This window comes from Streptomyces sp. URMC 127, assembly GCF_051386535.1.
GTDB lineage: Bacteria > Actinomycetota > Actinomycetes > Streptomycetales > Streptomycetaceae > Streptomyces.
Map to the genome: position 1 here is coordinate 56,852 of NZ_JBPQTW010000004.1, position 22,228 is coordinate 79,079.

Genomic DNA, 22,228 nt, shown 5'->3' on the forward strand with positions numbered 1-22,228 from the left:
CGGGAAAGCCCGAAGAGGGCGAGACGCTCCCCCTTCCCGCCCCGTTTTTCCGTAGTAGTGGAGTGGTGATGGAATCCGCAGATCTCACAGAGCCCGCTGAGCCCGCAGAGCACACAGAATCCGCAGAAGTCGCAGCATCCGCAGAAGCCGTGGCGGGGACAGCCCCGTCGGCCACCGGCCCGCTCGCCGGAGTGCGCGTCATCGACATGGCCACCGTCGTGATGGGGCCCTACGCTGCGCAGATCCTCGGTGATCTCGGCGCCGACGTCATCAAGATCGAGTCGCCGAACGACACCGTTCGCGTCGGCGCCCTGCACCGCACACCCGGCATGACGCCGCTGAACCTCAACGTCAACCGCAACAAGCGCAGCGTGCGCCTCAACCTCAAGGACGAGGGCGAACGCGCCAAGGCGCTGGAACTGGTGGGCACCGCCGACATCCTGATCACCAATATGCGCATCGACGCGCTGCGCCGCCTCGGCATGGACTACGAGAGCCTCGCCGCCGCCCACCCGCGCCTCGTCCACGTCCACGCCCAGGGCTTCCGTCCGGGCTCCGACCGGGCCCGGCTGGCCGCGTACGACGAGACGGTGCAGGCCGCCTCGGGGTTGCTGGATCTGGCGCAGCGCGCCGGTGACGTGGGGGCTCCGGTGGTGCTGCCGAGCATCATCGCCGACAAGGTCGCCGCGCTGACCATCGTCTACGCGGCGCTGGCCGCCCTCGTCCACCAGCGGGCGACCGGCCGGGGGCAGCAGGTGGAGGTGCCCATGGTGGACACGCTGCTGGCGTTCAACCTGGTCGAGCACCTGCAGGGTCGCACCTTCGAACCACCGATGGGCCCGACCGGTTTTCCGTTGTCGATGAACAAGGGGCACCGGGCCCGTCCGACCAAGGACGGCCTGGCCATGATCATCCCGTACAGCCCGCAGAACTTCCGCGACCTGTTCGCCGCCGCGGGCCGTCCCGACCTGGCCGGCGATCCACGGGTGAACGGCGAGTTCATCGATGCGAAGCGGGACGGCGAGGCTCTGGCGGAGCTGCTGGAGACGGTGACGCCGCGTCTGACCACGGAGGAGTGGACGGAAGTGTGCACCAAGCACAGCATCCCCGTCGGCCCGGTGCTGCGGCTCGACGACGCGCCCGAGGACCCGTACGTCCGCGAGGGGCATCTGCTGGACGTCGCCGAACACCCCAGCGAGGGTGCCTACCGGGTGGTCGGCATACCGCTGACGTTCTCCGCCACGCCGGCCTCGGTGCGCCGGCACGCACCGCTGCCCGGCCAGCACACCGAGGAAGTGCTCGCCGAGCTCGACCGCGGTCTCACACTCGGCCCTGGTGAGGTGCGGCGATGAGCGGCGTCCGTACCGAGACCACCGGCAGCACCCTCGTCATCACCATCGACCGGCCGCTGGCCCGCAACGCCGTGAACGCCGAAGTGGCCCACGGCATCGCCGCCGCCGTCGACCGGCTGGAGTCCGACCCCGGGCTGCGGGTGGGCGTGCTCACCGGCGCGGACGGCACCTTCTGCGCGGGCATGGACCTCAAGGCCGCCGCCCTCGGCGAGCAGGTGACCGTGCCCGGCAAGGGCTTCGCCGGACTCGTCGAGGCCCCCGTCACCAAGCCGCTCATCGCGGCCGTCGAAGGCCACGCCCTGGGCGGCGGCTTCGAACTCGCCCTGGCATGCGACCTGGTGGTCGCCGCCGAGGGCGCCCGCTTCGCCCTCCCCGAGGTCAAGCGCGGCCTGATCGCCGCCGGCGGCGGAGTCGTACGGCTCCCCCGGCGCATCCCCCGGCACCTGGCGACGGAGCTGCTGCTGACCGGCCGCACGATCACTGCCGGACGCGCCCGCGAGCTGGGCGTCGTCAACCGCCTCACCCCGGACGGCGGGGCACTGCCGGCCGCGCTGGAGCTCGCGGAGGAGATCGCGGCCAACGCACCGCTGGCCCTGGCCGCGGTGAAGAGGACCGTCCGGCTGACCGACGGCGTGCCGGAGCCGGAGGCGTTCGCCGTACAGGCCGCCGAGGCCGGAGCCCTGCTGCGCTCGGCCGACTTCGCCGAGGGAGTACGAGCCTTCACCGAGAAGCGGGCCCCGCAGTGGAGCGGACGATGAACCGAGCAACCATCCTGGGTACCGTCAGCACCCCGGCCACGGCGCCCGCGTACGCCCCCGTCGCGGCCCGCTTCACCGATCGCGAATACCTCACCATCGTCTACCGCACCGACCCCGAGGCACTGCGGGCCGTGGTGCCCGAGCCGCTGCAGGTCGACGAACCGCTGGTGCGGTTCGAGGTGATCAAGATGGCGGACGCCACCGCCTACGGCCCGTACGTCGAGGCCGGGCAGGCGATTCCGGTGCGGTTCGGGGACGAGCACGGCGAGTACCTGCACGCGATGTACCTGGACAGCTTCGCCGCCACCGCCGCGGGCCGCGAGGTGAGCGCGTACCCGAAGGCCATGGGGACTCCGGCCCTGTTCGCCGACCACTCCGCGCTGGTCGGGACGCTGGACTACGGCAGCGTGCGAGTGGCCACCGCGACGATGGGCTACAAGCACCGGCCGCTCGACCCGCGCCTCGCCCACGAGCAGATCGCCGTGCCCACGTACATGCTCAAGGTCGTCCCCGGCTACGACGGCACCCCACGCGTCTGCGAACTGGTCCGGACGCGGATCACCGATCTCGTGGTCAAGGAGGCCTACACCGGCCCCGCACGGCTGCAGCTCTTCGAGCACGTGCTGGCGCCGCTGGCGGACCTGCCGGTGCGCGAGATCGTCTCGGCCTGCCACATCGTCACGGATCTCACGCTGGACAAGGCCGTTCCCGTTTACGACTACCTGACCGAGGAGGACGCGTCATGACCGCCGAGTGGGACAGCGGGCGCAAGGCCGAGGGGGAGCGCGGACGGAAGGCCGAGGGGGAGCGCGGACGGAAGGCCGAGTGGGAGGCCCAGCGGACGAGCAGGCGGGAGACCGAGCGGACGAGCGGCTCGGAGACCGAGTCGACGAGCAGGTGTGAGACCGAGTCGACGGGCGGCTCGGAGGCCGAGTCGACGGGCGGCTCGGAGGCCGAGTGGAAGGCCGTCGCCGTCGTCGGCGCCGGCACCATCGGCCTCGCGTGGGCCGCGCTGTTCGCCTCGTACGGAATCGAGGTGACCGTCACCGATCCGCGCGAGGACCTGGACGAAGCCATCGACGACGCACTGCCGATGCTCGCCGCCGGACTGCCCGGCGGCGACGCGGCCGCACTGCGCCGCCGCATCCGCTCCACCCACGACCTGGCCGAGGCCGTGGCCGGGGCCCAGCTCGTCCAGGAGAACGGCCCGGAGAACCTGGAGTTCAAACAGCGACTCTTCGCCGACATCGCCCGGCACGCCCCGGCCGGCGCGGTGCTGGCCACCTCCAGCTCCGGCATCGTCGCCTCCCGGATCGCCGCCGGCCTGCCGGACACCGTCGCCGCCCGGCTCCTGGTCGCCCACCCCTTCAATCCCCCGCACCTCGTGCCCCTCGTGGAGATCGTGCCCGGCGAGCGCACCGCGGAGGACGTCACCGAGGCAGCCGTCGCCTTCTACCGGGCCCTGGGCAAGACGCCCGTGCGGCTGCGTAAGGAAGTCCCCGGATTCGCGGCCAACCGGCTGCAGAGCGCGGTGCTCCAGGAGGCGATCCACCTCGTGATCAGCGGGGTGGTGGACGCCGAGGAACTCGACACCCTCATGAAGGCGTCACTGGGCGGCCGCTACGCAACCGTCGGCCCCTTCGAGAGCTTCCACCTGGGCGGCGGGCCCGGCGGCATCCGCCACATGATGCGGCACCTGGGCCCCGGCCTCGCCGAGGGCTGGCAGCGCCTGGGCCGCCCGGAGCTGGACGACGACGCCGTCGCCACGATCGTCCAGCAGACCGAGGCCGCCTACGGACACGGCCCCGAGGCGTACCGCGAGCGCGCCCTCCTCCGCGACCGCAAGCAACTCGCCCTGACCGCCGCACTGCGCCGCGCCGACCACGGCTGAGTCTTTGCCCGTGCCGATATGAGCCTTCAGGAGTCATCCATGCCCAAGCCCGTCCACTCCAGCCCCGACTTCTTCGGCTTCGCCGACCTCCTCAGCGACGCCGAACGGGCCGAACTTGCCACCATTCGCGATTACCTGGAAAGCGAGATCAAGCCCTTGGTCCAGGACGCCTGGGACCGGGCCGAGTTCCCCGTCGCGGCGGTCGAGAAGATGGCCAAGCTCCGGCTGGCCGGATACGCCTATCCCGAACTCGGCGACGGCCGCCCGCGCAGCGAGCTCTTCTCCGGCTTCCTCAACCTGGAGCTCAACCGGGTCGATCCGTCGCTGGCCGTCTTCTCCGGGGTCCACACCGGCCTGGCGATGGGCAGCATCCGCGGCGGCGGAAGCCGGGAGCAGCACGAGCGCTGGCTGCCGGACATGGCCTCGATGAACAAGATCGGCGCCTTCGCCCTGACCGAGCCCGAGGGCGGCTCCGACGTCGCGGGTGGCATGCGCACCACCGCCCGGCGCGAGGGCGGCACCTGGGTCCTCGACGGCGCCAAGCGGTGGATCGGCAACGGCACCTTCGCCGACCTCGTCGTGGTCTGGGCACGCGACGTCGCCGACGGCAACGTCAAGGGCTTCGTGGTGGAGAAGGGCACCCCCGGCTTCACCGCCACGAAGATCGAGGGCAAGATCGCGCTGCGGACCGTGCAGAACGCCGACATCGTCCTCGACGGGGTCCGGGTCCCCGAGGCCGACCGCCTGCAGCGCATCGACAGCTTCCGCGACACGGCCGCCGTCCTGGCGCACACGCGGGGCGGCGTGGCCTGGCAGGCGCTGGGGATCGCGGTGCGCGCCTACGAACTCGCCCGTGAGTACGCCGCCACGCGCGTGCAGTTCGGCAGGCCCATCGGATCCTTCCAGCTGATCCAGGACCTCCTGGTGAAGATGCTCGGCAACATCACCGCGATGTTCGGCATGGTCGTCCGCCTCAACCAGCTGGTCGCCGCCGGCCGGGGCAGCGCCGAACAAGCCGCGCTCGCCAAGGCGTTCACCACCACCCGCATGCGCGAATGCGTCGCCTGGGCCCGCGAGCTGTTCGGCGGGAACGGCATCGTCCTCGACTACGAGATCGCGAAGTTCTTCGCGGACGCGGAGGCCGTCTACTCCTTCGAGGGCTCCCGGGAGATGAACACCCTCATCGTCGGCAAGGCCGTCACCGGGCACAGCGCCTTCGTGTGACGAGGGGGGCGCGGTTGGCGGGGTGCCTGCAGCATGCAGCCCGCCACCGCATGCCACACGCCGCCGTCGGGGTGCCCAGCCTCACCGGACTGAGGGGGCCGGGCACCACAGCGGCGGCGCGAGCGTGCTGCTGGGAACGGAGCGGGCGTGGTGCCGCATCCGGTCGCGGACCGGTCGGACGGGCCCGGTGAGCTGCACGATGCCGCCGTCGTCGTCGGAGCGTACGGGTCCGCTGCGGGGCTCGCTTCGTACCACCGGACACGGCGGACCATGCCGGCGCACACCCCGCAGAATCCACCTCAATACCGAGAATCGAAACGCCCCCTTTACGGCGTGCGGTGGCGGTTGCCATTGTGGTTGCCGAGGCCGCTCCCCCTCCCCCGCCCCCTGTCCAGCAGCAGGCCGTCAATGATCCGCCCGTACATCAGGCGTGCGGCCCGTCCCGTCAGACCGTCGAGGAACCGGGGCACTCCGCGCACGCGCACGTCGGCGGACCACACGACGCGGCACCCCCTGGCGTCCGTCCCACCGGCGACAGTCCGCACTGTGATCTCGGCCCAGCCGTGGACCACACGCCCTCGCTTCTCCAGCCGGCAGTAGCCGGGAGCGGCGCCGGACGGGGGCGGCTGCCATCGCACGACCTCCATGGGGTCGTCGAAGGCGACGGGGCCGAGACGGGTGCGGGCGACGAAGCGCGTTCCCGTGTGGGTGGGTGGCGGAGTGGTCACCTCGATGGTGGTGAACGGCACCTGGGCGGCGTGTTCCTCCCAGTGTGTGAGCCGTTCCCAGACGGTCCCGGCCGGCAGCGGGACCTCGCGTTCGACCCGGAAGAAGGCCATGCCCGTACGCAGCCGCCGGTCGCGCTCAGCGGAGGCCGCGCGCGAGCGGGTGTCGCGGCTCGTACAGGCGCAGCTCGCCTCCGCCCGGGAGGCGGAGCGTGGTGAGCAGCCCCCATCCTTCGTCGCTGACCGGCTGGGTGAACTCCACGCCCTGCGCGGTCAGCTCTTCTACGGTCTGCCGGATGTCGTCACACATCAGGAACAGCTCGTGGCCGCCGGGTGCGTCGGAGGGGTGTACCGCGGCTTCGGCGGGCGGTAGCTCGAAGATCAGCCACCCGCCGCCGGCGTCGACGTACGGGAAGCCGAGCACGTCCCGGAGGAAGGCCCGGTCAGCCTCGGCATCCTGACTGAACACGACAACGTGCGCACCACTGATCACGTCTCCGCCCTCCCTACCGGCTCGGGAAGCCTTCCGCCCTCACCGTAAGGAGCGGGGCGGGCTGCCGCCACCGGGCAGCCCTCTCCGGCCGGGCACTCGAAGGGCCCGGGCCGGTGTGTGGTGCCGACCTTGGAGCTCGACGGCATTCAGGGCTCCGTGCTGCGCCGCCGCCTCAGTATCCGGGGACCGAGCCCGGCTCCGGGAGGCTTCCCTCCGGCAAGCTGCCCCTCGCCCCCGCCGTCAGGGCGCCACCGAGGGACTGTCCTGTCGATGTCGCCGTCTGTCCGGTGGACCGCTCGACGTCGGATGTTGTCTGTCTCAAGACCCCGCTGGTCCGGCCGACCGCGCGCACGGTCCTCCCTAGCTCGCCGCCCCCGGCCGCCCGGCCCAGCCCCGCCGTCGCCTGCTGCAGGACATCGTCCACCTTCGCGATCACCGTTACCGGGGTGATCTCTGTGCCGACCATGTCGATGCCCGGCACCGCCCCGGCCGCGGCATGGGCAACCGCGCCCGGACCGGTGACGCCTGCGCTCAGCGCGGCCGCGGTCAGGGCGGACACCGTGAGGACTCGTCGCATCCGGACTCCTTCAGTCAATTCCGGCAAGTGCATTCCTTTACGGCGAGAACGAGCCGGAGGAGCTGCCGGACACGTCCCCGTTCACCCGATCGCCACACCCGCCGTTCCTCGTCCCCGCCGGCTCCCCCCCCCCGCTGCACCGGCGCACTCGCAGTCAGCGGCGCGTGCTGCGAGCCTGCTGCCGGCGCCGAGAGGCCGATGGGAGCCTGTCCGACGGGTCGAGTGACGGGCCCGCCGACGAATCGTTCAGTCTGAGCGTGGGGCGGGGTGACCTTACGGACGTGGAGTGGGTTCGACTGGAGCCGCACCTACCGAAGAACAGGGGCCGAGGCGGGCGCTGGAAGGATCACGGTTTGATCATCAACGGCGTTCTCTTCCGCCAGCGGACTGGCGTCCCCCGGCGAGACTTGCCCACCCGGTTCGGGAACTGGGCAACGGTGCATGACCGACACCGACGTTAGTCAGCGGACGGCACCTGGGATCAGATCTTGGCGAGACGCTCAGTCACGCTGACCCATCGGACAGGCCCTAACGATGGGTCTGGGTTTCGACGCGTTGGGTGGCGGGCTGTGAGGGTACGGACCGGGCGCAGGGTCCGACACGAAAAGGGGCCCGTACCTGCGCGGCTATGCAGGTACGGGCACCGTAGCCGGTCCCGGATAAATGGTGCGGCCACCGGACGAGATCACCGCCCGCAGGTGTGACGTGCCGGCCCATCCGTCAAATCCAGGGGCGTTACACCAGGTCAGCGATGACCAGAGCGGTGACCTCCGCGACGAAGGCCAGGCTTCCGGGGTTGTCCCGCATCCAGGCCGTCGCCGTGATCGGCACCCCGTTGTTGCGCGGCTCCCCCCTCTCGACCTTCACCAGCTCCTGCGCAATCGAGCCGCCCACAGTCCGCCGTTGTTGTAACTGATGTCGAAGTGCTGGATCGCTACCTCGACAATGGGAGCGCCGTTCTCGTCCCAGCGGATGGGCTTGGAGAACTTCACCCATTCTTCCTGTGACTTGCTGTTCCTGCCGTCCGACTGCTCGATACGAAAGTGAACCGTCTGGAACTCAATTGCCACGAGCTTCCCCTCCACAGGAGGCCGGATTACCGGCGCCCTTCACTGTTCCAGCCCGTAAAGCTATGCCTCGACGGCAATGCCGTTCGGGTTTTCCAGGAGTTTCTTAGCACAGCCGCCAGGGCTTCAGACAATCACCTGTGAGAATATGAGACATCCTCAATCATAATGACGCGCCCCGGTAGTTGCGGAGCTCATCGATTACTTGTTCCACCTCCGGGCTTCTGCTGAGCCAAGGCCGCGGCGCAGCCTCCTGTCCCACTTCTGCGCAGCTCAGAGGCTGTCCGAGTGGCACTGGCGGCCGGGTTCCGGATCGGGCAGGAGGCCAGCGGCAAATATGCCGAGCCGTCGGCATTCCGTGCCCGGCGCCCGAAAGCTACTCCGCCGCAGCCCGTGTATTTTCGTGGCGATTGGCTGGTGTCCGACAGGTGGCTGGTAGCCGCCCTTGTACACGTCCTGGCATCCCGCACGGTGGACCAGACTGTTACTTCGGTGAACATGAAGTGCAGGGTTGGCCGAGATTGCCCCTCACACAACGCAAGAAGATCCATACCTTGAATGATCGCCGGCGGGTGCCGGCAGCATGACAAGGCTGGAGGGGCGTATGGGGAACTTTGCGGAGGGCACGTATCTGATCAGGAATGAGGCGACCGGGCTCTACCTGACGGTGCGGGACAAGGAGCCGGCGACTGTGTCGCAGCAGCCGAAGTACGACGCGAAGTACCAGGAACAGCAGTCGTGGGTGGTGAAGCAGGTCACGGCGGAGAAGAGCGAGATGTTCGCGGGGCTCTACCGGTTGCAGAACCTCAAGACCAAGCTGTACGTCCACATGCCGCGCGGAGTGCTCCCGGAGACCCTTCCCGGGCGGGCCATGGACCTGCTCGGCGAGGGCGCCGATGACCCGGCGACGTACTGGCAGCTCACCGACGAGGGCGACGGCCGTTACGGGCTGCACAGCGGTCTGAGCGCGAAGAATCCCGACTCGGTCAACAACTACGACCTGTGGCTCGGGATCCGTAACCTCGACCGCAACAAGGACGCCGTGCTCGAGCAGTACACGCGCCTCCCGGACAGGGACCGCGCCTTCCAGTACTGGCGCTTTGAGAAGCCCGACGTGCCCAGGAAGGAGGAGCCGCGGGTCATCGGCTGCGGCGGCTCGTTCGACTCCTACCTGGGCAGCACGTACAAGGGGACGTATCAGACCGAGTCCGTCAAGCTTCCGGACGGGACGTCGGTTATCGGCCGCGAGATCGGCGGCTTCTTCGACGGGCTCAGCCACACGGTCCCGCCCGTGCCCGGCATGGAGGGCATGGCGGAGAAGGGGTCGAACTTCGGCAGAATGCTCGGCGAGGGCGCGGCGGAGTTCCTGGCGGAGACGTATGACGTCACCGCCCGGTTCTTCCTGGACGGCAACGAGCGCAAGGTAGAGGTGACCGTGCTCAAGCGCGAGCCGGGGGCCAAGCCGTACACCCAGGTGACGGGCTTCGCACTGAACCTGGCCGGCCGGCCCGCGACGGTCCAGTTCAGTGCCCACACTTTCCACCCTTACACGGTAGGCGAGGTGAATCCGTACGACCCGAGCGTCGATCTGACGAGTGAGACAGAAGTACGGGACCTGGACCGCAAGGGCAGCCTCATGGAGCACAGGCTCCACTTCTCCGTCCAGGCAACGGAGTGCAAGGCCGGCAGTCATGTGCCGCAGCGACTGCACGAGTCCCGCACGGAGGATGGCATGAAGACCGAGATCGACCTCCGCCGAGTCTGACCGCAGACACCGTGGCCAGGGCCGGCCCGTCCTGGCCACGACGCACCGTCCTCCGGGCCCAGCTCCTCCGGAGCGGCCGGACGCGGCCGGATCGCGACCTGCATGAACGTCCTGTGTGCTCGCTGGTCACGCATGGCGCTGTCCGCAACGTGCTGACCCATAGGACGGACCCTAGTCGGCGCCGATCATTGCCCTCCGGCGGCCCCCATCCTCTTCGGGCCAGTTATGCAGCCGGGCTGAACACCGCACGAGCGGGCAGCAGGTCGGCGGGGCGACGGGTTCGACGTCCACGAGCACCGTGCCGTACGTCAGCCCTTGCGGGTGGAGTACTCGTCTGCTCCGACCACTCGCGGTGCCGGGACGTCCGGTTCCGGAAGAGCATTGACCAGGCACAACACGGTGCTCCGGCTGACGGATATCCCCAGCACGGAGGCCGACCGAGCCCCGGCCCGCCCCACCGAGGCCAGCCCCACATCAGCAAGCGCCGACCGCAGCCGCTCGGTCCGCCGTCCGTACCGGCGGGCCAGGCCCCGGATGTGCTCAACGAACGTGCGACGCAGGCACGAAGTGTTCCGGCCGAACGAAGCAACGGACTCGCAGCTGGAGCACAGCATGTCCTCCCGCGCTTGACATCTCAGCGAGAAATCACAGGTAGCAGCCATGAACCCGGCTCGATCAGGCCCCGCACTCGCGGACAGACAGCGCCGTCCGCGATGCCTTGCGGCGCCTGGAGAGCCGGCCGCGGAGTAAGAGTCCTGCGGCACCGCCAGGTCGTGGGAGCAGGCTGTCTCCGGTTTCCGCCCGCGCGGCTCCCGCGTGCGGGGTACGGCCCTTCGCACGGAACCGGCATCGTGAAATCATCCAGCGATGACCGAAACAAGCAGCGACGACGGCCGCACCTTCCAACGCGAGACCGAGCGGGTCGTCAACGAGATCGCCCAAGGACTCCGCACGTTGGACGATGGTGCTAACTGGTTCTCCGGCCTCGCTCCGAGACGCCGGCTAGAAGTACTGCAGGAAGTCACCGGCTATGCGATGCAGGCGCACATTACAGCTGCGGACGGCCATGCGGGCGTGGCGCGGTCAGGTGTGAAGCCCACGGCCAACCCCTCGGTAATGATCTGCATGGATCCGCCCCGCTACGGGTTCGCGGGCCTCCCCGCCGCTGAACACGTCAAGGCGTTCCGCGTTCTCGTTTCCGTATTCGCCGTTGCCGACACTCGCCGCCGCAAGACGTACTGCAAAGGCGCCTGCGGACATGCATGGCACAACCTGCCGGCTGCAGCCAAGCAGCCGTAGGACCGGCCATTCCGGCTCTTGGCCGGGCCGCTTCTCGGACAGATCCGCCGCGCGCAGCAGCCGGCACAGCCCGGGAAATCGGCAGAAGCCGCGCCATGTCCACTCGCTCCCAGAGTTCGCAACCTTCCCGAGATTCGGTCGTTAACGCAGAAACAGGCTGGAAACCGGTCATGAGCGCTGGTGCGGGATGAATGAGGTGACGTATGAGCGCGGCGACGCGGGCCAGGTGGGTGCGGAAACGGGCGGTGCTGGTCGGTACGGGACTGGGCACAGTGGCGTTGTCGGCGGCGCCGGCACACGCGATCATCAGCATCGGCAACCCGGCGTCCGGCAACGTCTGCGCCGCCGCGGGAGGGCCGCGAGCAGCGGGTGCGACGGTGTCCAGCACGGGAACGGTTTCGGGCAACGCCGGGCAACTGCCGCTCGGGCTGCCACGGAATCACTGTGGCAACAGTGGACTCACCTGCGCGATCGCCACCGCCGAAGAAGGAGGCCTCTCCCTCGGAGGCATCTCTATTCCTGGGGCTGAGTAGCTCGGTTCTCTTACGCACTGAGAACCCGTTGGCCGCCGCCTGTACGGTGACGCTCGTGTGCTGCGTACGGCATCCGTCCGCAGGAGAAGGTGGTGAAGGTGTCGTTGTTGTCGAGCCTGTCGGCATCGGATCCGGCGGTGGGCCAGTGGCTGGCAGCGACCGGTCGTTCCACTGCCGCGCTCCAGGAGCTCGTGCAGCGACGCCCCGGCTGCGGGCTGTCCAGGGCGCTGGTCGTGTTGGCGGACAGCGAGGCACTGGATGATGCGACGCTGCGCAGCGAGTTGCTGCTCGCCCACCGGGACGCCACGCGGGCCGGTGCCGGTGCGCGGGAGCAGTCGCTCGTCTACGCGATCTACCTGTTCACCCACCGCCATTACCGGGCCACCGCCGACCATCTGATCGTGCATTTCGCGCAGTTTCCGGCCGATGTGTTCGCAGGGAGCATGCTCAGCGCCTTTGCCCTCGCGGGCCCGCTCGACTACCGCGAGCACGGTCATACCCTCGCCGAGCAGCAGTACGCGCTCGCCGGGGCGGAGTCCTGGCCGTGGGCGTCCTGGCTGGCCGGGGCCCGTGCTGAGCAGGGGCGTCCCGACGACGCATGGGCCCTGGCCGAGCACGCCCTCGCCCTCAACCCCCGCTCGGGACCGGCCGTTCACGCCCGCGCCCACGCCGAACACGAACACGGCACCGGCCCCGCCTGTGCCGCCTACATCGACACCTGGCTCGCCGCCGACCCCCACGCCACCCAGCGCCGCCACCTGCAATGGCACGCAGCCCTGCAATCCATCGCCGCCGGTGACTTCGCCGACGCCCGACGCCGCGCCGATACCGAGCTCCACCACGGTGACGTGGGCATGCGCTCGGCCACCAACTGGCGCCTGCTCCTCGCCGGACAGGCCCCCGCCCGCACCGCGGATCTCGACCACATCCACCGGCTCTTGGCCGAGCCCGGCGGCTGGGCCGAGGTCTTCCACACCTTCCAACTGGCCCTGGGACTCGCCGTCGCCGCCGACACCGACGCCCTGCAGGCCCTCGCCCGCCGCGCCGCAAGCGATGCCCGCCCCGACTACGCCGACGTACTCGCCCCTGTAGCTCAGGCGCTGGCCCACATCACGGCGGGCCGCGCGGGACCGGCCGTCGATCTCCTCGCCGCGCTGGGCGACCGGTCGGAGCGCATCGGTGGGGTGCGCGTGGAGCGGGAGATCATCCAGGACACCCTCGCCCGCGCCCTCATCGATGCCGGCCAGCCGCAGCGCGCCGCGCACCTGCTCCACCATCGCACCACCGCCCGTCGGAACCACACCTACGAAAACCTCCTCCTCGCCCCTCAGGACCCCACCGCACGCCCTGCGGGGCGCCGGAGGGTTCGGCCGGACGGCGTGATGCCGGCACAACCACGCGTCACAGCCCCGAATACCAACACGGCATAGGGCCCACCTCGACCTGCGCCTCACCGGTGTCTTGCAGGCCGACGACCGGTGACCAGGCACGGTGGGGGTGACGGAGGCGCCGACCTCGGCCAGGAGACAGTCTTCAGAGGCAGGGTCACACAGGCTTTCCACCAGGCGTGAGCCGGCCGACGGAAGCACAATCGGAGTCGGCCCGGGCCAGGGGATCTCTCGACGGGCGGGGTCGAGCCGAAACAACACCCCGCGCGTGCACCCTGCCGGCCACCGTCCTGGACTCGGTTCCCTCAGAGAGCAGGTGGCGCCGGACGGTGGGCCGACGCCTGCTCATCGGAGAGCGGGACGTGAGCAATCACCGTACGCAGCAACCAACGTGCGCAGGGAGCCTTGGTGGTGGGAGCCGCGGAGGCCAGGCCACCAACGACCAATACCCGGCCTCGCGGGGGTGCCGCCTCGCCGAGCATCCCGGGGTCTGCGACGCCACTGCGATCGCGAGGTCGTTGCCGTATACGCCGGGGGGATCCTGAGTGTCTGGCCGCGATCGTGTTCGTGGCCACGTCGGGATGCACGTGGCAGCAGGCGCCGCCGCTGCTCGGGCCGGCCTGGCCGACGATCTGTCGCCGGTCCGCAGCCGCCGCGGTCCACGCCGTAGGCGGCCCGGCAAGCTCCACGGCGACAAGGGCTACGGCTACCCCCACGTGCGGCAATGGCTCCGCTCTCGCGGTATCGCACCACGGATCGCCCGCCGCGGCATCGAGACCTCCCAACGACTCGGAACGTCACCGATGGGTCATCGAACGGACCATGTCCTGGCTCGCCGGCTGCCGCCGGCTCCACCGCCGCTACGAACGCAAGCCGGAACACTTCCTCGCCTTCACAGCCATCGCCACGAGCCTCATCAACTGCCGACGACTCACCGAGTAGGGCGCTGCCTCAAAGACCCCTGGGCTCATACGTTGCCGCCGACACCAGCGCGGTCGATGCCAGGATCACAAGGGTGAGGAAGCTGTAGATCCAGACGGCCGAGAGGCGGTCCATCGTGACTTTGCCTCCGGGATTCTGCAGTTGGGCGAAGTAGTGCCGATACATCCGACGCCGCATCGGAAGCAGGGCGATCGGCATGGATCCAATCCCAACGCTGTACAGGAACAGGACGACTGCTGCCGGTTCCGGCCTGAGCAGGGCTGTCAGGCCGACCACAGCGTAGAGGACAGGGGCTGCCACGTAGGCGGCCCACTTGCCGTTCCTCCTGAGCTGCTCGAACTTGGCTCTTGCCGCCTCTGGTACCTCGTCAGGCTTAGGCGGCAGCGCCACGAGCGTGATCATGAACATCACAGTCACCGCAGCCGCGATCAACCACCACGTTTGTTCCGGAACCGAGAACAGCATCGCCTGTAGCTCTTCCTTCCCTGACCCACACTGAACGGCAACAGCATCCACGTTCGTCGCACGTTCCACATTTCCTGTACCCGGCAGCCTTCGGCCCGGCTCCCTGCCCGGCTCGGCTCACTACGAAGCGCTTCCAGACGCATGCATCGATGGCCCAGCAAGGCCGCATGGGCCAAAGGTAACGACGTCTTAGCGGGTACCCGGATGTCGTCCCAGTACCTGCCGAGCAGCCTTGGCGGGTAGCGGTCCGGCAGCAGCAAGATCCGGCAGCCCGCCGACCCACCGTTGCGGTCGCCGGTGTGCCGGCCTGCGCTGCGTCCCTGTTGTGGGGAGTGGGACCCGTGATCGTTGACGGATTGCCGTTATAGCACGACCGCGCTAGCATCCGTTTTAGCTTAGTCGTGCCATATAGATGGGCGGTAACTGCGTGAACCCCTGGCTGCTCGCTCTGATCATCGCGGTGGTCGTTATCGCGGTCGTGATCAAACGGCTGATCGGCGAACCCGTCAACGCGAGGGACCTCTTCGCGGCCCCGGTGATCCTCACCGGGATCGGGCTGCTGTCCCTGGCGAAGATGGCGGACGTGACCGGCACCGACCTCGCCTGGGTCACCGCGAGCGCCGTCCTCGGCGTGGCACTCGGCGCGCTCCGCGGCGCCACTGTTCAACTCGTCGACAAGGGTGGCTTCTTGTGGCAGCGCTACACCGGCCGCACCTTCCTCGCGGTGATCGGTACGCTGGCGGTCATGGCCGGCTTCAGCGTCCTGGCGGTGAAGATGGGCATGCACGAGAACGCACGCCCCATCCAGCTCTCCATCGGCGTGAGCTTCCTCGGCGAGTCCCTCGTGATCGGCCGCCGCGGTTTGGCTTCGGGAATCCCCTTCGCCCCGGCACGCCTACGTTGACTCACTGCCCACCCGCGTCGCCGCGTCGGACCCACGCCGGGCCTGTCGCACGCGAGCCGGTGGCGTGACAGCCGGACTCTCTGCGCATCGGTCTCTGCTCAACGCCCGGTTTTCCGTCAAGGGCCAGGACGCGCTCGATCGCCGCCCGGAGTTCCTCGTCCTGGAGTATGGCCTCGTAGCCGTCGCGCAGCGACAGACGCCGGTCGGTTGCCTTGGCCGCGTGAAGAGCGGTGCGTATTGCCGGAGTGGTGGTGCCGATCCGGGTGAGGGCGCGCAAGGCGTCGCCGAAGATTCCGTAGCCGCCGTCGCCCCGGCCGTCGGCGAACGGCAGCACGCACGCTTCCAAGGCCGAGACGCTCGGTTCGGACTCACCGGTGATCGCCCACAGCGTCACCGCCGCCTGCACGCGGTCCCACCCGGTCGCAAGGTCCAGAACCTGCCGCACGCGGTCGGCGTACGGTGCGGCTGCGCTGCCGAAGTCCGCCAGCAGACCAACGGGGCAGGACGGGCCTTCTTCCCTCAGCACCTCGTCACCGAAGAACCGCAAGGCGGACGGGCCGTCGCCGCCGATGCGCCAAGCAGCCCAGGCCACCTTGCGGTGGTTCGCCGGCGTGTCGAGGACCGAGCAGCGGCGCAGGGCCGGCTCGGCGGACGCGGCGGCATGACCCATCGCGGCCAGCGCACCGGCGGCGTCCAGCGAATAACAGGGGTCGTCCAGCAGCGGCACGACGTCCGGCAAGGCCGGTACCGACGCCTCGCCCCATGCTTCCAGGACACGGAGGAAGGTACCTGTCAGCAGTCCGCTCACCTGCCCGTGCGCGGCGTGGTGGCGCATGACGTCGAGCAGCTGCGGCATCAGGGCGTCTGCGTGGCCCCGCAGCGGAACCAGGAGGTCGTCGAGGTCGGGGCGACGCGGGGCGCCGACGACCCAGCCACCCGAGTATCCGTTCCGGTACGGCTCGTAGAACCGCTCTACCAGGCCCGGCAATGCACGAGCGTCACCAATACGGGCCAGCGCCCAGCGCGCGTACTCGCCGACGGTGCAGTCGATCCACTCGTCCTCCCCCGGGTCGTCGAGGAACGCGGCGAGCTGGTCCGCGTAGGACGCCGCACGCGGGCCGAGTACGGCAAGGAGGTGCGTCGCTCTGAGCCGTACGCCGTCGTCCGGATCTGTCAGCAGCCCGCCGGCCACCGGCAGCAGCGCGGCCGCCGTGGACGGCCGGCGCACCAGCAGGTCCCACGCCACGTCGAGCGCGGCGCGGCACAGGGCCGCGTCCCCGGCGCGGCAGGCCGCCTCCACCATCCCGGCCACGAACGACGTCCCCGTCTGCGGCTGGTCGTAGAAGAGGTCGGCCATGGGGGAGATGACGTCGTCGCGTGACGACGGCTCATCCGCTCCCGGGGTGTACCAGGCGGCCTCGAAGGCTTGTGGCGCGGCGGGGTCGGACAGTGCCTCCATCAGCAGACCGACCTGCTGGACCGGGATTTCCGGATCGATCCGCGCCCAGGCGCGCACGGCAGCAACCCTCACGGCGGGGTGGTTGTCCTGGAGCGCGGTGCCGAATACGGCCAGCGCCTCATCGTGCAATCCCTGGGCTTCCTGCTTCGTACGGGCGGCGGCAGCTTCAGTGGCAGCAGCGCCCAGAGCCAGCAGCAAAGGCACGCGTACCGCCGGGTCCTGCTCCGTCCGGCACAGCTCGGCCAGGGCGGCGACGCCGACCGCGAGGGGGATGGACGCCCGGCGCACCACGGGATCCGGATCCGCATGCAGCGTTCGTATCGCGCCCTGGTGGCGCTGCCACGCCTCGGGCCATCCAGCGTCGATGTGCTGCGGTTCGGCCCTCACCGCGGCTCGTCGCAGTACCTCCAGCACGTCGATGAGCGTCACTCGCGCCCCCATGCCCGGATCGGCAGCGAGCTGCACGACGAACGGCAGCGCAGCAGTTGCCGTACGCGGTAGCCCGCCGTCCCACGGGGCGAGGAGGTCGAACAGCGGGGCGCAGTCCTCTTCCGTCGCCTCCATGCCCTTGTGTACGAGACGGCGGAGCGTGCGAGCCACTTCCTCGCCGGAGCGATCTGCGTGTCCGGGGTGCTCAGGGTGAACGGCCGCGAGCCGGTCCCATGGCACCGCGTCCAGGGCCTCCCACAACTTCGGCGATACTCCAACCACGTTCACCACGTTCACAACCTGCGTTTTCGTTGACCACCTTGACCAAGGCGGCGCTACGTCTCCCGGACAAACATTGAGGACGCCACCTGCAACCGCACGGTCATACCGTACTCGGGACCCCTACGACGTGGTCCGGGGTGTCCAACCAGACGTGCTGGCCGCGGCCGTCGCCGTGAACGGTCAGGCCGAGTCGGCCGAGTCCGGGCCGGCCCTGCTCCCGCCACCACGCGTGCGCGATTTCGACCTCGTCCCACAACCGGCGAGCCCCGTACTGATACACCGTGGACGATGACGGCAGATCGTCCGGATCGTCCTCGCGGAACAGTACGCACGCCCAGGAGCGGTCGTCGTCGCCGAGGCCGCACAGCCAGACCGGCCGCCGGCCGCCCCGCGGCGCGTCGAAGACGACAGCGCAGTCCGGGACCAGGAGGCCGAGGACGAACCGCGAAAGATCCCAGTCCCCCGCGAGGGTCTCGCCGAGGGTCAGCGTCGTCGTGCCCCGCTCGGCCTTCTCCCGGGACTCGGCGGTCACGTAGTCCGCGTACGCGGGGAGCTCCTGGCGCTGGGCGCGCAAGCTCATGAACTGCACCAGCGCCGTGAAGGGCCCGCCGGCGCTGCGCCCGTCCTCGGCGACCGTGAGCGTCACCGTGGCTTCTGTCCGGGTAAAACGGGTGCCCCACGGAGCCACGATCCGGCCTCCTGGGCTGCACTGCTGCAGCCAGGCGGTGGGAATCGTGTGCACGCCGCAGGTGGCGACCACCCGGTCGTACGGCGCCCCGGGCCGGTGCCCCTGGAAGCCGTCCCCGTGCACCACCGTGACCGCCCCCAGGCCCTGCCTCGCCAGGGCCGCGCGGGCGGTGTCGGCGAGATTCCGGTCCACCTCCACCGTGGTCACTGCTCCGGCGCCGAGTCGGTGGGCGAGGAGGCCGGCGTTCCAGCCTGTGCCGGTGCCGATCTCCAGGACCCGGTGACCGGGGTGCGCGTCGAGGCCGGTGAGCATCGCGGCGACGACGGACGGGGCGGACGCCGATGACGACGCCATCCGCCCCTGCTTCAGCCCGTGATGCTCACCGTCGTCCCATTGCGTCACCAGCGGATCGCGGGACTCGGCCGCCGCTCGCCACCGCTCCGGCTCCCGGGCCCGGTCGACGGCTTCGACGTGGCCGGTGGGGACGTGGTGCCGCCAGATGACATCAGGCAGGAACCCGGCCCGGGGCAGGGCTTCGAACGCCGGCGCCCACTCGGCGGTCAGCGTGCCGTCCGCGGCGAGGTCGGCGACCAGCTTTTGCCAGCTGTTCACTTGCCGTGCTTTCCGCCGCCTCCGGGGGAACCGCCGTCCATCGTGGGCGGCTCCTTCGGGGGCGTCCAGGGCCGGCCCGGCAGCTTGTCGCCCTTGCCGCCGTCGTCTTGCTTGTCGTGCCTGCCCATGCGCGCCTCCTCCTCATGCGTTCGTCGCCGCTCGTATGCGCCTGCGCCCGCCTGTGGTTCGTATGAGGTGGACCACCGTAGGGGCGGGCCGCTGTCCGGGGAAGACGGGGCGGTGTCGCTGCGGGCACCCGGCGCGCGCCATGGAGACTTAACAGCGGCGTCATCGGGCCGGTGAGCGTGTCGGCATAGGGCCCGAGCTCAGGCTCACTGGGCGGCGGAGACCTTGTGGACGGTGGTGTCCCCGGGGTTCAGCCGCCGGCCGTCCGCGGACAGGACTTCCAGTGCGCGCAGGGGCTGCCCCTCTCGGCGGTCCACCAACTGCGAGTGCGGCTCCCCAGCGGCGAAGAAGTTCTGTTCGCCCCACTGCCGCAGTGCCACGATGACGGGGAAGAGCGCTTCGCCCTTCGGAGTCAGTACGTACTCGCGGTAGGCGCTGCCGTCGGAGGCGGGGACGGTTTCGAGGACACCGCCGGCGACCAGGGTGCGCAGGCGCGCGGTGAGGATGTTCTTCGCCACGCCGAGGCTGCGCTGGAACTCCCCGAAGCGCCGGCTCCCGTCGAAAGCGTCCCGCACGATCAGCAGGGACCACCAGTCGCCGATCGCGTCCACGGACCGGGCGACGGGGCATTCGCTGTCGTCGAAGCGCGTCCTGCTGACCATGGCGTCCCTCACTCTCACTGTGGTTGCAACATGCTACCAAGGAGGTTACCGTCACCATCAGTTTCAAGTTGAAACCAGATGGAGGGGGTTGCTGATGCCCGGCAACGGTGGAGCCGTGACACAACAGACCGACACCCGAGGCGGGGAGGGTCCCGGGGTTGTGCTGACCCGCGGCGTCGTCGCGCTCTTCGCCGTCGCCTGCGGGGCCGCGGTGGCCAACGTCTACTTCTCCCAGCCGCTCCTGGTGACGATGGGTCACGACCTCGGCATGAGCCCGGCGCTCGTCGGCAGCGTGGTCACGCTCACTCAGGTCGGATACGGGCTCGGGCTCTTCTTCCTCGTCCCCCTGGGTGACGTGGCCGACCGCAGGCGGCTCATCGTGGCCCAGTTACTGCTCCTGGTGGCGGCCCTGACCGTGGTTGCTGCCGCCCGCACGGCGGCGGTCCTGCTTGCGGGCATGGCCGCGACGGGGCTTCTCGCGGTCGTCACCCAGACGCTGGTGGCCTTCGCGGCGTCACTCGCCCCGCCCTCCGGACGGGGACGGGTCGTCGGGCTGGTCACCAGCGGCGTGGTCACCGGAATCCTGCTCGCCCGCACCGCATCCGGCCTCGTGGCCGACCTCGCGGGCTGGCGCTCCGTCTACCTCGCCTCGGCGTCGCTCACCGCCCTGCTCGCCCTGATCCTGTACCGAGCGCTGCCGCGCCGCGCCGGCGCTCCGTCGACAACGATGCGCTACGGACAGCTCCTGCGCTCCACGGTCACGCTCTTCGCGCGGGAACGGCTGCTGCGGCTCCGGGCCCTGTTCGGACTGCTCGTCTTCGCCGCCTTCAGCACCCTGTGGAGCAGCGTCGCGCTGCCGCTCAGCGAGGCCCCGTACTTCATGTCCCACACCGAGATCGGGGCGCTGGGACTGATCGGTGTCGCGGGCGCCCTGGCCGCGAGCGCGGCAGGCCGCCTGAACGACCGCGGCCTCTCCCGCCGGACCACCGGCATCGCCTTCGCCCTGCTCGCCGTCTCGTGGCTGCCCTTGGCCTTCGTTCGTAGCTCGCTCTGGGCCCTGTTCGCCGGCGTCATCCTTCTCGACCTCGCCGTGCAGGCAGTTCACGTCACCAACCAGACCCTGATCTACGCCCTGCACCCGGACGCGGGCAGCCGGCTGATCGGCGGGTACATGGTCTTCTACTCGGTCGGCAGTGCCACCGGCGCCATCGCGGTGACCTTCCTCTACACCGTGGCCGGCTGGGGCGCGGTATGCGCGCTGGGTGCCGCGTTCAGCTGCCTCGGGCTCGTGCTGTGGGCGTTCACACGAGACAGCCGCCGAGGTGACCTCCTCGTGGAGCGGACCGGGCCGGAGTAGCGCACGCCCGCGGCGTGGGCATACCTCCACCCCGGTCTCGCAGCTGCCACGAGAAAGCGACCGGCCGGCGGCGGGCCGTCCGGTCGCTGACCTCGCGTCAGGATCCCGAAGACGGCGGCACGTAGAAGTCCGTCGTGGCCGATGTCATCGCCGCGACCGTCCCGGCGGGCGTCCCGTAGGCCGCGTTCGCCTTCCCCCACGCCTCGCTGCTGGCCGTCAGGAACGAGCGCGCCTCCTCGGACTCGCTCCAGGCCTGCGTCGCCTCGCGGTCGAACGCTTCGCCCTCGGTCAGGTACATCCCGAGGCTGACCAGGCCCAGGTCCCAGCCGACACCGGTGGCGCCGGGGCCGTAGGTGTCCCAGAACGCCGGGTCGACGATGGCCACATGCTCCAGCTCGAAGAGGGTGCGTTCCTCGCCGTCGGGCGTCAGGCGCACCTCTACCTCGCTGAGGTCACCCTCCTTGGGCTCCCCGAAGATCCAGCTGACCCGCAGCAGCCGGGGCGGCTCGCAGCGCAGCACTTCGCCGCCCGCGTTCCCCTCCAGCTGGTACCGGCCGCCGGGCTTCAGTTCGCCCGTGACGGGCAGGAACCAGCGTCCGAGGCGCTCCGGGTCGGTGCACGCCTCCCAGACGTCGTGGACGGCGGCGTCATAGGTGCGCCGCATGATGATGCTGCGGCCCGTGCCCTTGGGGGTCTCGGTGTCCCGCACCTGGCGGTGCATGGCGTTGATCAGCTCGATGATGTCAGCCATCTGAGGTCTCCTCGTTCTCTTTCGCGGCAGTACGGCGCTCCGTACCGCGGTCATCGCCCCCTCGTGTGCCGTCATGCAGCCGCCGGGCGCGCTTGCCCCTGGCGAGTTCGGTGCCGAGCGCGTCGAGGCGCTGCTCCCAGAAACCGCGGAAGCGCTCCAGCCAGGTGTCCACCTCGCGCAGCGGCGCCGCGTCGATCGCGTAAAGCCGGCGCGCGCCCTCAGCTCGTACCGTCGTGAACCCGCTCTCACGCAGGACCCGGAGGTGCTGGGACACGGCCGGCTGAGAGATCGCGAATTCCTCCCGGATCGCGGCGGTCACCGCCCCGGAGGTCTGCTCGCCTTGAGCCAGCAGCTCCAGGATGCGACGCCGGACCGGGTCTCCCAGCACATCGAATGCATGCACACTCACAGCATGCCAGGCTCACCTTATATAAGGCAAGTCTTATAGTTCGCTGCCCCGACCCGTGCCGTGGCGGTCC

23 protein-coding genes and 2 pseudogenes are annotated in these 22,228 nt (G+C 69.9%); 13 read left to right on the top strand and 12 right to left on the bottom strand.

Translation table 11 applies throughout. The features are described 5' to 3' along the window. The first annotated feature begins 149 nt into the window (after nucleotides 1-149). From ACSNOH_RS02365 to ACSNOH_RS02385, 5 genes are read left to right on the top strand one after another with little or no spacing between them, the layout of a single operon-like run. On the top strand, nucleotides 150-1,352 hold the full coding sequence (locus ACSNOH_RS02365; RefSeq protein ID WP_436719459.1) for a CaiB/BaiF CoA transferase family protein: 1,203 nt from the start codon (nucleotides 150-152) through the stop codon (nucleotides 1,350-1,352). Further along, on the top strand, nucleotides 1,349-2,110 hold the full coding sequence (locus ACSNOH_RS02370; protein ID WP_436719460.1) for a crotonase/enoyl-CoA hydratase family protein: 762 nt from the start codon (nucleotides 1,349-1,351) through the stop codon (nucleotides 2,108-2,110). The genes ACSNOH_RS02365 and ACSNOH_RS02370 overlap by 4 nt, the downstream gene beginning before the upstream one ends. Next, the gene (locus ACSNOH_RS02375; RefSeq protein ID WP_436719461.1) at nucleotides 2,107-2,856 is read left to right on the top strand and encodes an acetoacetate decarboxylase; all 750 of its coding nucleotides are present in this window, start codon (nucleotides 2,107-2,109) and stop codon (nucleotides 2,854-2,856) included. The genes ACSNOH_RS02370 and ACSNOH_RS02375 overlap by 4 nt, the downstream gene beginning before the upstream one ends. Continuing rightward, nucleotides 2,853-4,001: a 3-hydroxyacyl-CoA dehydrogenase NAD-binding domain-containing protein gene (locus tag ACSNOH_RS02380; RefSeq protein ID WP_436719462.1), complete on the top strand. Its 1,149-nt coding sequence runs from the start codon at nucleotides 2,853-2,855 to the stop codon at nucleotides 3,999-4,001. The genes ACSNOH_RS02375 and ACSNOH_RS02380 overlap by 4 nt, the downstream gene beginning before the upstream one ends. A gap of 39 nt (nucleotides 4,002-4,040) precedes the next feature. Continuing rightward, complete coding sequence (locus ACSNOH_RS02385; RefSeq protein ID WP_436719463.1) at nucleotides 4,041-5,225, top strand: acyl-CoA dehydrogenase family protein; 1,185 nt, start codon at nucleotides 4,041-4,043, stop codon at nucleotides 5,223-5,225. A 326-nt stretch (nucleotides 5,226-5,551) separates the two neighbouring features. Here the strand turns inward: ACSNOH_RS02385 and ACSNOH_RS02390 are convergent, their stop codons facing one another. From ACSNOH_RS02390 to ACSNOH_RS02400, 3 genes are all read right to left on the bottom strand, one after another. Next, nucleotides 5,552-6,064, bottom strand: coding sequence for an SRPBCC family protein (locus tag ACSNOH_RS02390; RefSeq protein ID WP_436719464.1), 513 nt, complete (start codon nucleotides 6,062-6,064; stop codon nucleotides 5,552-5,554). Between the two features lie 25 nt (nucleotides 6,065-6,089). Continuing rightward, complete coding sequence (locus ACSNOH_RS02395; RefSeq protein WP_436719465.1) at nucleotides 6,090-6,419, bottom strand: VOC family protein; 330 nt, start codon at nucleotides 6,417-6,419, stop codon at nucleotides 6,090-6,092. 196 nt (nucleotides 6,420-6,615) lie between these two features. Next, nucleotides 6,616-7,020: a hypothetical protein gene (locus ACSNOH_RS02400; protein ID WP_436719466.1), complete on the bottom strand. Its 405-nt coding sequence runs from the start codon at nucleotides 7,018-7,020 to the stop codon at nucleotides 6,616-6,618. 257 nt (nucleotides 7,021-7,277) lie between these two features. Between ACSNOH_RS02400 and ACSNOH_RS02405 the strand changes: the two are divergent. Further along, nucleotides 7,278-7,631: pseudogene (locus ACSNOH_RS02405) on the top strand (transposase); the annotation flags it as partial. Nucleotides 7,632-7,755: 124 nt separating this feature from the next. Here ACSNOH_RS02405 and ACSNOH_RS02410 read toward each other — a convergent pair. Both ACSNOH_RS02410 and ACSNOH_RS02415 read right to left on the bottom strand, forming a co-directional pair. After that, a complete protein-coding gene (locus tag ACSNOH_RS02410) occupies nucleotides 7,756-7,887 on the bottom strand; it encodes a hypothetical protein (protein ID WP_436719467.1) in 132 nt (43 codons plus the stop codon). After that, complete coding sequence (locus ACSNOH_RS02415) at nucleotides 7,884-8,090, bottom strand: hypothetical protein (protein ID WP_436719468.1); 207 nt, start codon at nucleotides 8,088-8,090, stop codon at nucleotides 7,884-7,886. Before ACSNOH_RS02415 ends, ACSNOH_RS02410 begins: the two co-directional genes overlap by 4 nt. Before the next feature lie 601 nt (nucleotides 8,091-8,691). On the opposite strand from ACSNOH_RS02415, the gene ACSNOH_RS02420 reads away from it, so the two are divergent. The 5 genes and pseudogenes from ACSNOH_RS02420 to ACSNOH_RS02440 all read left to right on the top strand — a co-directional run. After that, nucleotides 8,692-9,852, top strand: coding sequence for an RICIN domain-containing protein (locus tag ACSNOH_RS02420; protein WP_436719469.1), 1,161 nt, complete (start codon nucleotides 8,692-8,694; stop codon nucleotides 9,850-9,852). An 867-nt stretch (nucleotides 9,853-10,719) separates the two neighbouring features. Then, nucleotides 10,720-11,151, top strand: a complete 432-nt coding sequence (locus ACSNOH_RS02425) for a DUF5958 family protein (RefSeq protein ID WP_436719470.1) — start codon at nucleotides 10,720-10,722, stop codon at nucleotides 11,149-11,151. Nucleotides 11,152-11,354: 203 nt separating this feature from the next. Then, a complete protein-coding gene (locus ACSNOH_RS02430; protein WP_436719471.1) occupies nucleotides 11,355-11,684 on the top strand; it encodes a chaplin family protein in 330 nt (109 codons plus the stop codon). A 98-nt stretch (nucleotides 11,685-11,782) separates the two neighbouring features. Next, nucleotides 11,783-13,114 carry a hypothetical protein gene (locus tag ACSNOH_RS02435; RefSeq protein ID WP_436719472.1) on the top strand — a complete coding sequence of 444 codons (1,332 nt, stop codon included), beginning with the start codon at nucleotides 11,783-11,785 and terminating at the stop codon, nucleotides 13,112-13,114. Between the two features lie 456 nt (nucleotides 13,115-13,570). Beyond that, a pseudogene (locus ACSNOH_RS02440) lies at nucleotides 13,571-14,014 on the top strand (transposase); the annotation flags it as partial. Between the two features lie 9 nt (nucleotides 14,015-14,023). On the opposite strand, the gene ACSNOH_RS02445 reads toward ACSNOH_RS02440, so the two are convergent. Beyond that, nucleotides 14,024-14,548 (bottom strand): hypothetical protein, encoded by a 525-nt coding sequence (locus ACSNOH_RS02445; protein ID WP_436719473.1) that lies wholly within the window; start codon nucleotides 14,546-14,548, stop codon nucleotides 14,024-14,026. Between the two features lie 358 nt (nucleotides 14,549-14,906). Between ACSNOH_RS02445 and ACSNOH_RS02450 the strand changes: the two genes are divergently transcribed. Further along, a complete protein-coding gene (locus ACSNOH_RS02450; RefSeq protein WP_436719474.1) occupies nucleotides 14,907-15,383 on the top strand; it encodes a DUF1453 domain-containing protein in 477 nt (158 codons plus the stop codon). 1 nt (nucleotide 15,384) lies between these two features. Here ACSNOH_RS02450 and ACSNOH_RS02455 read toward each other — a convergent pair whose 3' ends face one another. From ACSNOH_RS02455 to ACSNOH_RS02470, 4 genes are all read right to left on the bottom strand, one after another. Beyond that, on the bottom strand, nucleotides 15,385-17,442 hold the full coding sequence (locus ACSNOH_RS02455; RefSeq protein WP_436719475.1) for a hypothetical protein: 2,058 nt from the start codon (nucleotides 17,440-17,442) through the stop codon (nucleotides 15,385-15,387). 211 nt (nucleotides 17,443-17,653) lie between these two features. Continuing rightward, nucleotides 17,654-18,853: a methyltransferase domain-containing protein gene (locus tag ACSNOH_RS02460; protein ID WP_436719476.1), complete on the bottom strand. Its 1,200-nt coding sequence runs from the start codon at nucleotides 18,851-18,853 to the stop codon at nucleotides 17,654-17,656. Then, nucleotides 18,850-18,981 (bottom strand): hypothetical protein, encoded by a 132-nt coding sequence (locus ACSNOH_RS02465; RefSeq protein ID WP_436719477.1) that lies wholly within the window; start codon nucleotides 18,979-18,981, stop codon nucleotides 18,850-18,852. The genes ACSNOH_RS02460 and ACSNOH_RS02465 overlap by 4 nt, the downstream gene beginning before the upstream one ends. Before the next feature lie 204 nt (nucleotides 18,982-19,185). Further along, nucleotides 19,186-19,641, bottom strand: a complete 456-nt coding sequence (locus ACSNOH_RS02470) for a winged helix-turn-helix transcriptional regulator (RefSeq protein WP_436719478.1) — start codon at nucleotides 19,639-19,641, stop codon at nucleotides 19,186-19,188. A gap of 94 nt (nucleotides 19,642-19,735) precedes the next feature. On the opposite strand from ACSNOH_RS02470, the gene ACSNOH_RS02475 reads away from it, so the two are divergent. Further along, the gene (locus ACSNOH_RS02475; protein WP_436719479.1) at nucleotides 19,736-20,998 is read left to right on the top strand and encodes an MFS transporter; all 1,263 of its coding nucleotides are present in this window, start codon (nucleotides 19,736-19,738) and stop codon (nucleotides 20,996-20,998) included. A 97-nt stretch (nucleotides 20,999-21,095) separates the two neighbouring features. Here the strand turns inward: ACSNOH_RS02475 and ACSNOH_RS02480 are convergent, their stop codons facing one another. Both ACSNOH_RS02480 and ACSNOH_RS02485 read right to left on the bottom strand, forming a co-directional pair. Further along, nucleotides 21,096-21,749 carry an SRPBCC family protein gene (locus tag ACSNOH_RS02480; RefSeq protein ID WP_436719480.1) on the bottom strand — a complete coding sequence of 218 codons (654 nt, stop codon included), beginning with the start codon at nucleotides 21,747-21,749 and terminating at the stop codon, nucleotides 21,096-21,098. Then, a complete protein-coding gene (locus ACSNOH_RS02485) occupies nucleotides 21,742-22,152 on the bottom strand; it encodes an ArsR/SmtB family transcription factor (protein WP_436719481.1) in 411 nt (136 codons plus the stop codon). Before ACSNOH_RS02485 ends, ACSNOH_RS02480 begins: the two co-directional genes overlap by 8 nt. Nucleotides 22,153-22,228: the final 76 nt, after the last annotated feature.

Coding starts and splice junctions, on each gene's coding strand:
- ACSNOH_RS02370 (WP_436719460.1), top strand. CDS start 1,349: ATGAGCGGCGTCCGTACCGAGACCACCGGCAGCACCCTCGTCATCACC.
- ACSNOH_RS02375 (WP_436719461.1), top strand. CDS start 2,107: ATGAACCGAGCAACCATCCTGGGTACCGTCAGCACCCCGGCCACGGCG.
- ACSNOH_RS02380 (WP_436719462.1), top strand. CDS start 2,853: ATGACCGCCGAGTGGGACAGCGGGCGCAAGGCCGAGGGGGAGCGCGGA.
- ACSNOH_RS02385 (WP_436719463.1), top strand. CDS start 4,041: ATGCCCAAGCCCGTCCACTCCAGCCCCGACTTCTTCGGCTTCGCCGAC.
- ACSNOH_RS02390 (WP_436719464.1), bottom strand. CDS start 6,064: ATGGCCTTCTTCCGGGTCGAACGCGAGGTCCCGCTGCCGGCCGGGACC.
- ACSNOH_RS02400 (WP_436719466.1), bottom strand. CDS start 7,020: ATGCGACGAGTCCTCACGGTGTCCGCCCTGACCGCGGCCGCGCTGAGC.
- ACSNOH_RS02420 (WP_436719469.1), top strand. CDS start 8,692: ATGGGGAACTTTGCGGAGGGCACGTATCTGATCAGGAATGAGGCGACC.
- ACSNOH_RS02425 (WP_436719470.1), top strand. CDS start 10,720: ATGACCGAAACAAGCAGCGACGACGGCCGCACCTTCCAACGCGAGACC.
- ACSNOH_RS02430 (WP_436719471.1), top strand. CDS start 11,355: ATGAGCGCGGCGACGCGGGCCAGGTGGGTGCGGAAACGGGCGGTGCTG.
- ACSNOH_RS02465 (WP_436719477.1), bottom strand. CDS start 18,981: ATGGGCAGGCACGACAAGCAAGACGACGGCGGCAAGGGCGACAAGCTG.
- ACSNOH_RS02470 (WP_436719478.1), bottom strand. CDS start 19,641: ATGGTCAGCAGGACGCGCTTCGACGACAGCGAATGCCCCGTCGCCCGG.
- ACSNOH_RS02475 (WP_436719479.1), top strand. CDS start 19,736: ATGCCCGGCAACGGTGGAGCCGTGACACAACAGACCGACACCCGAGGC.
- ACSNOH_RS02480 (WP_436719480.1), bottom strand. CDS start 21,749: ATGGCTGACATCATCGAGCTGATCAACGCCATGCACCGCCAGGTGCGG.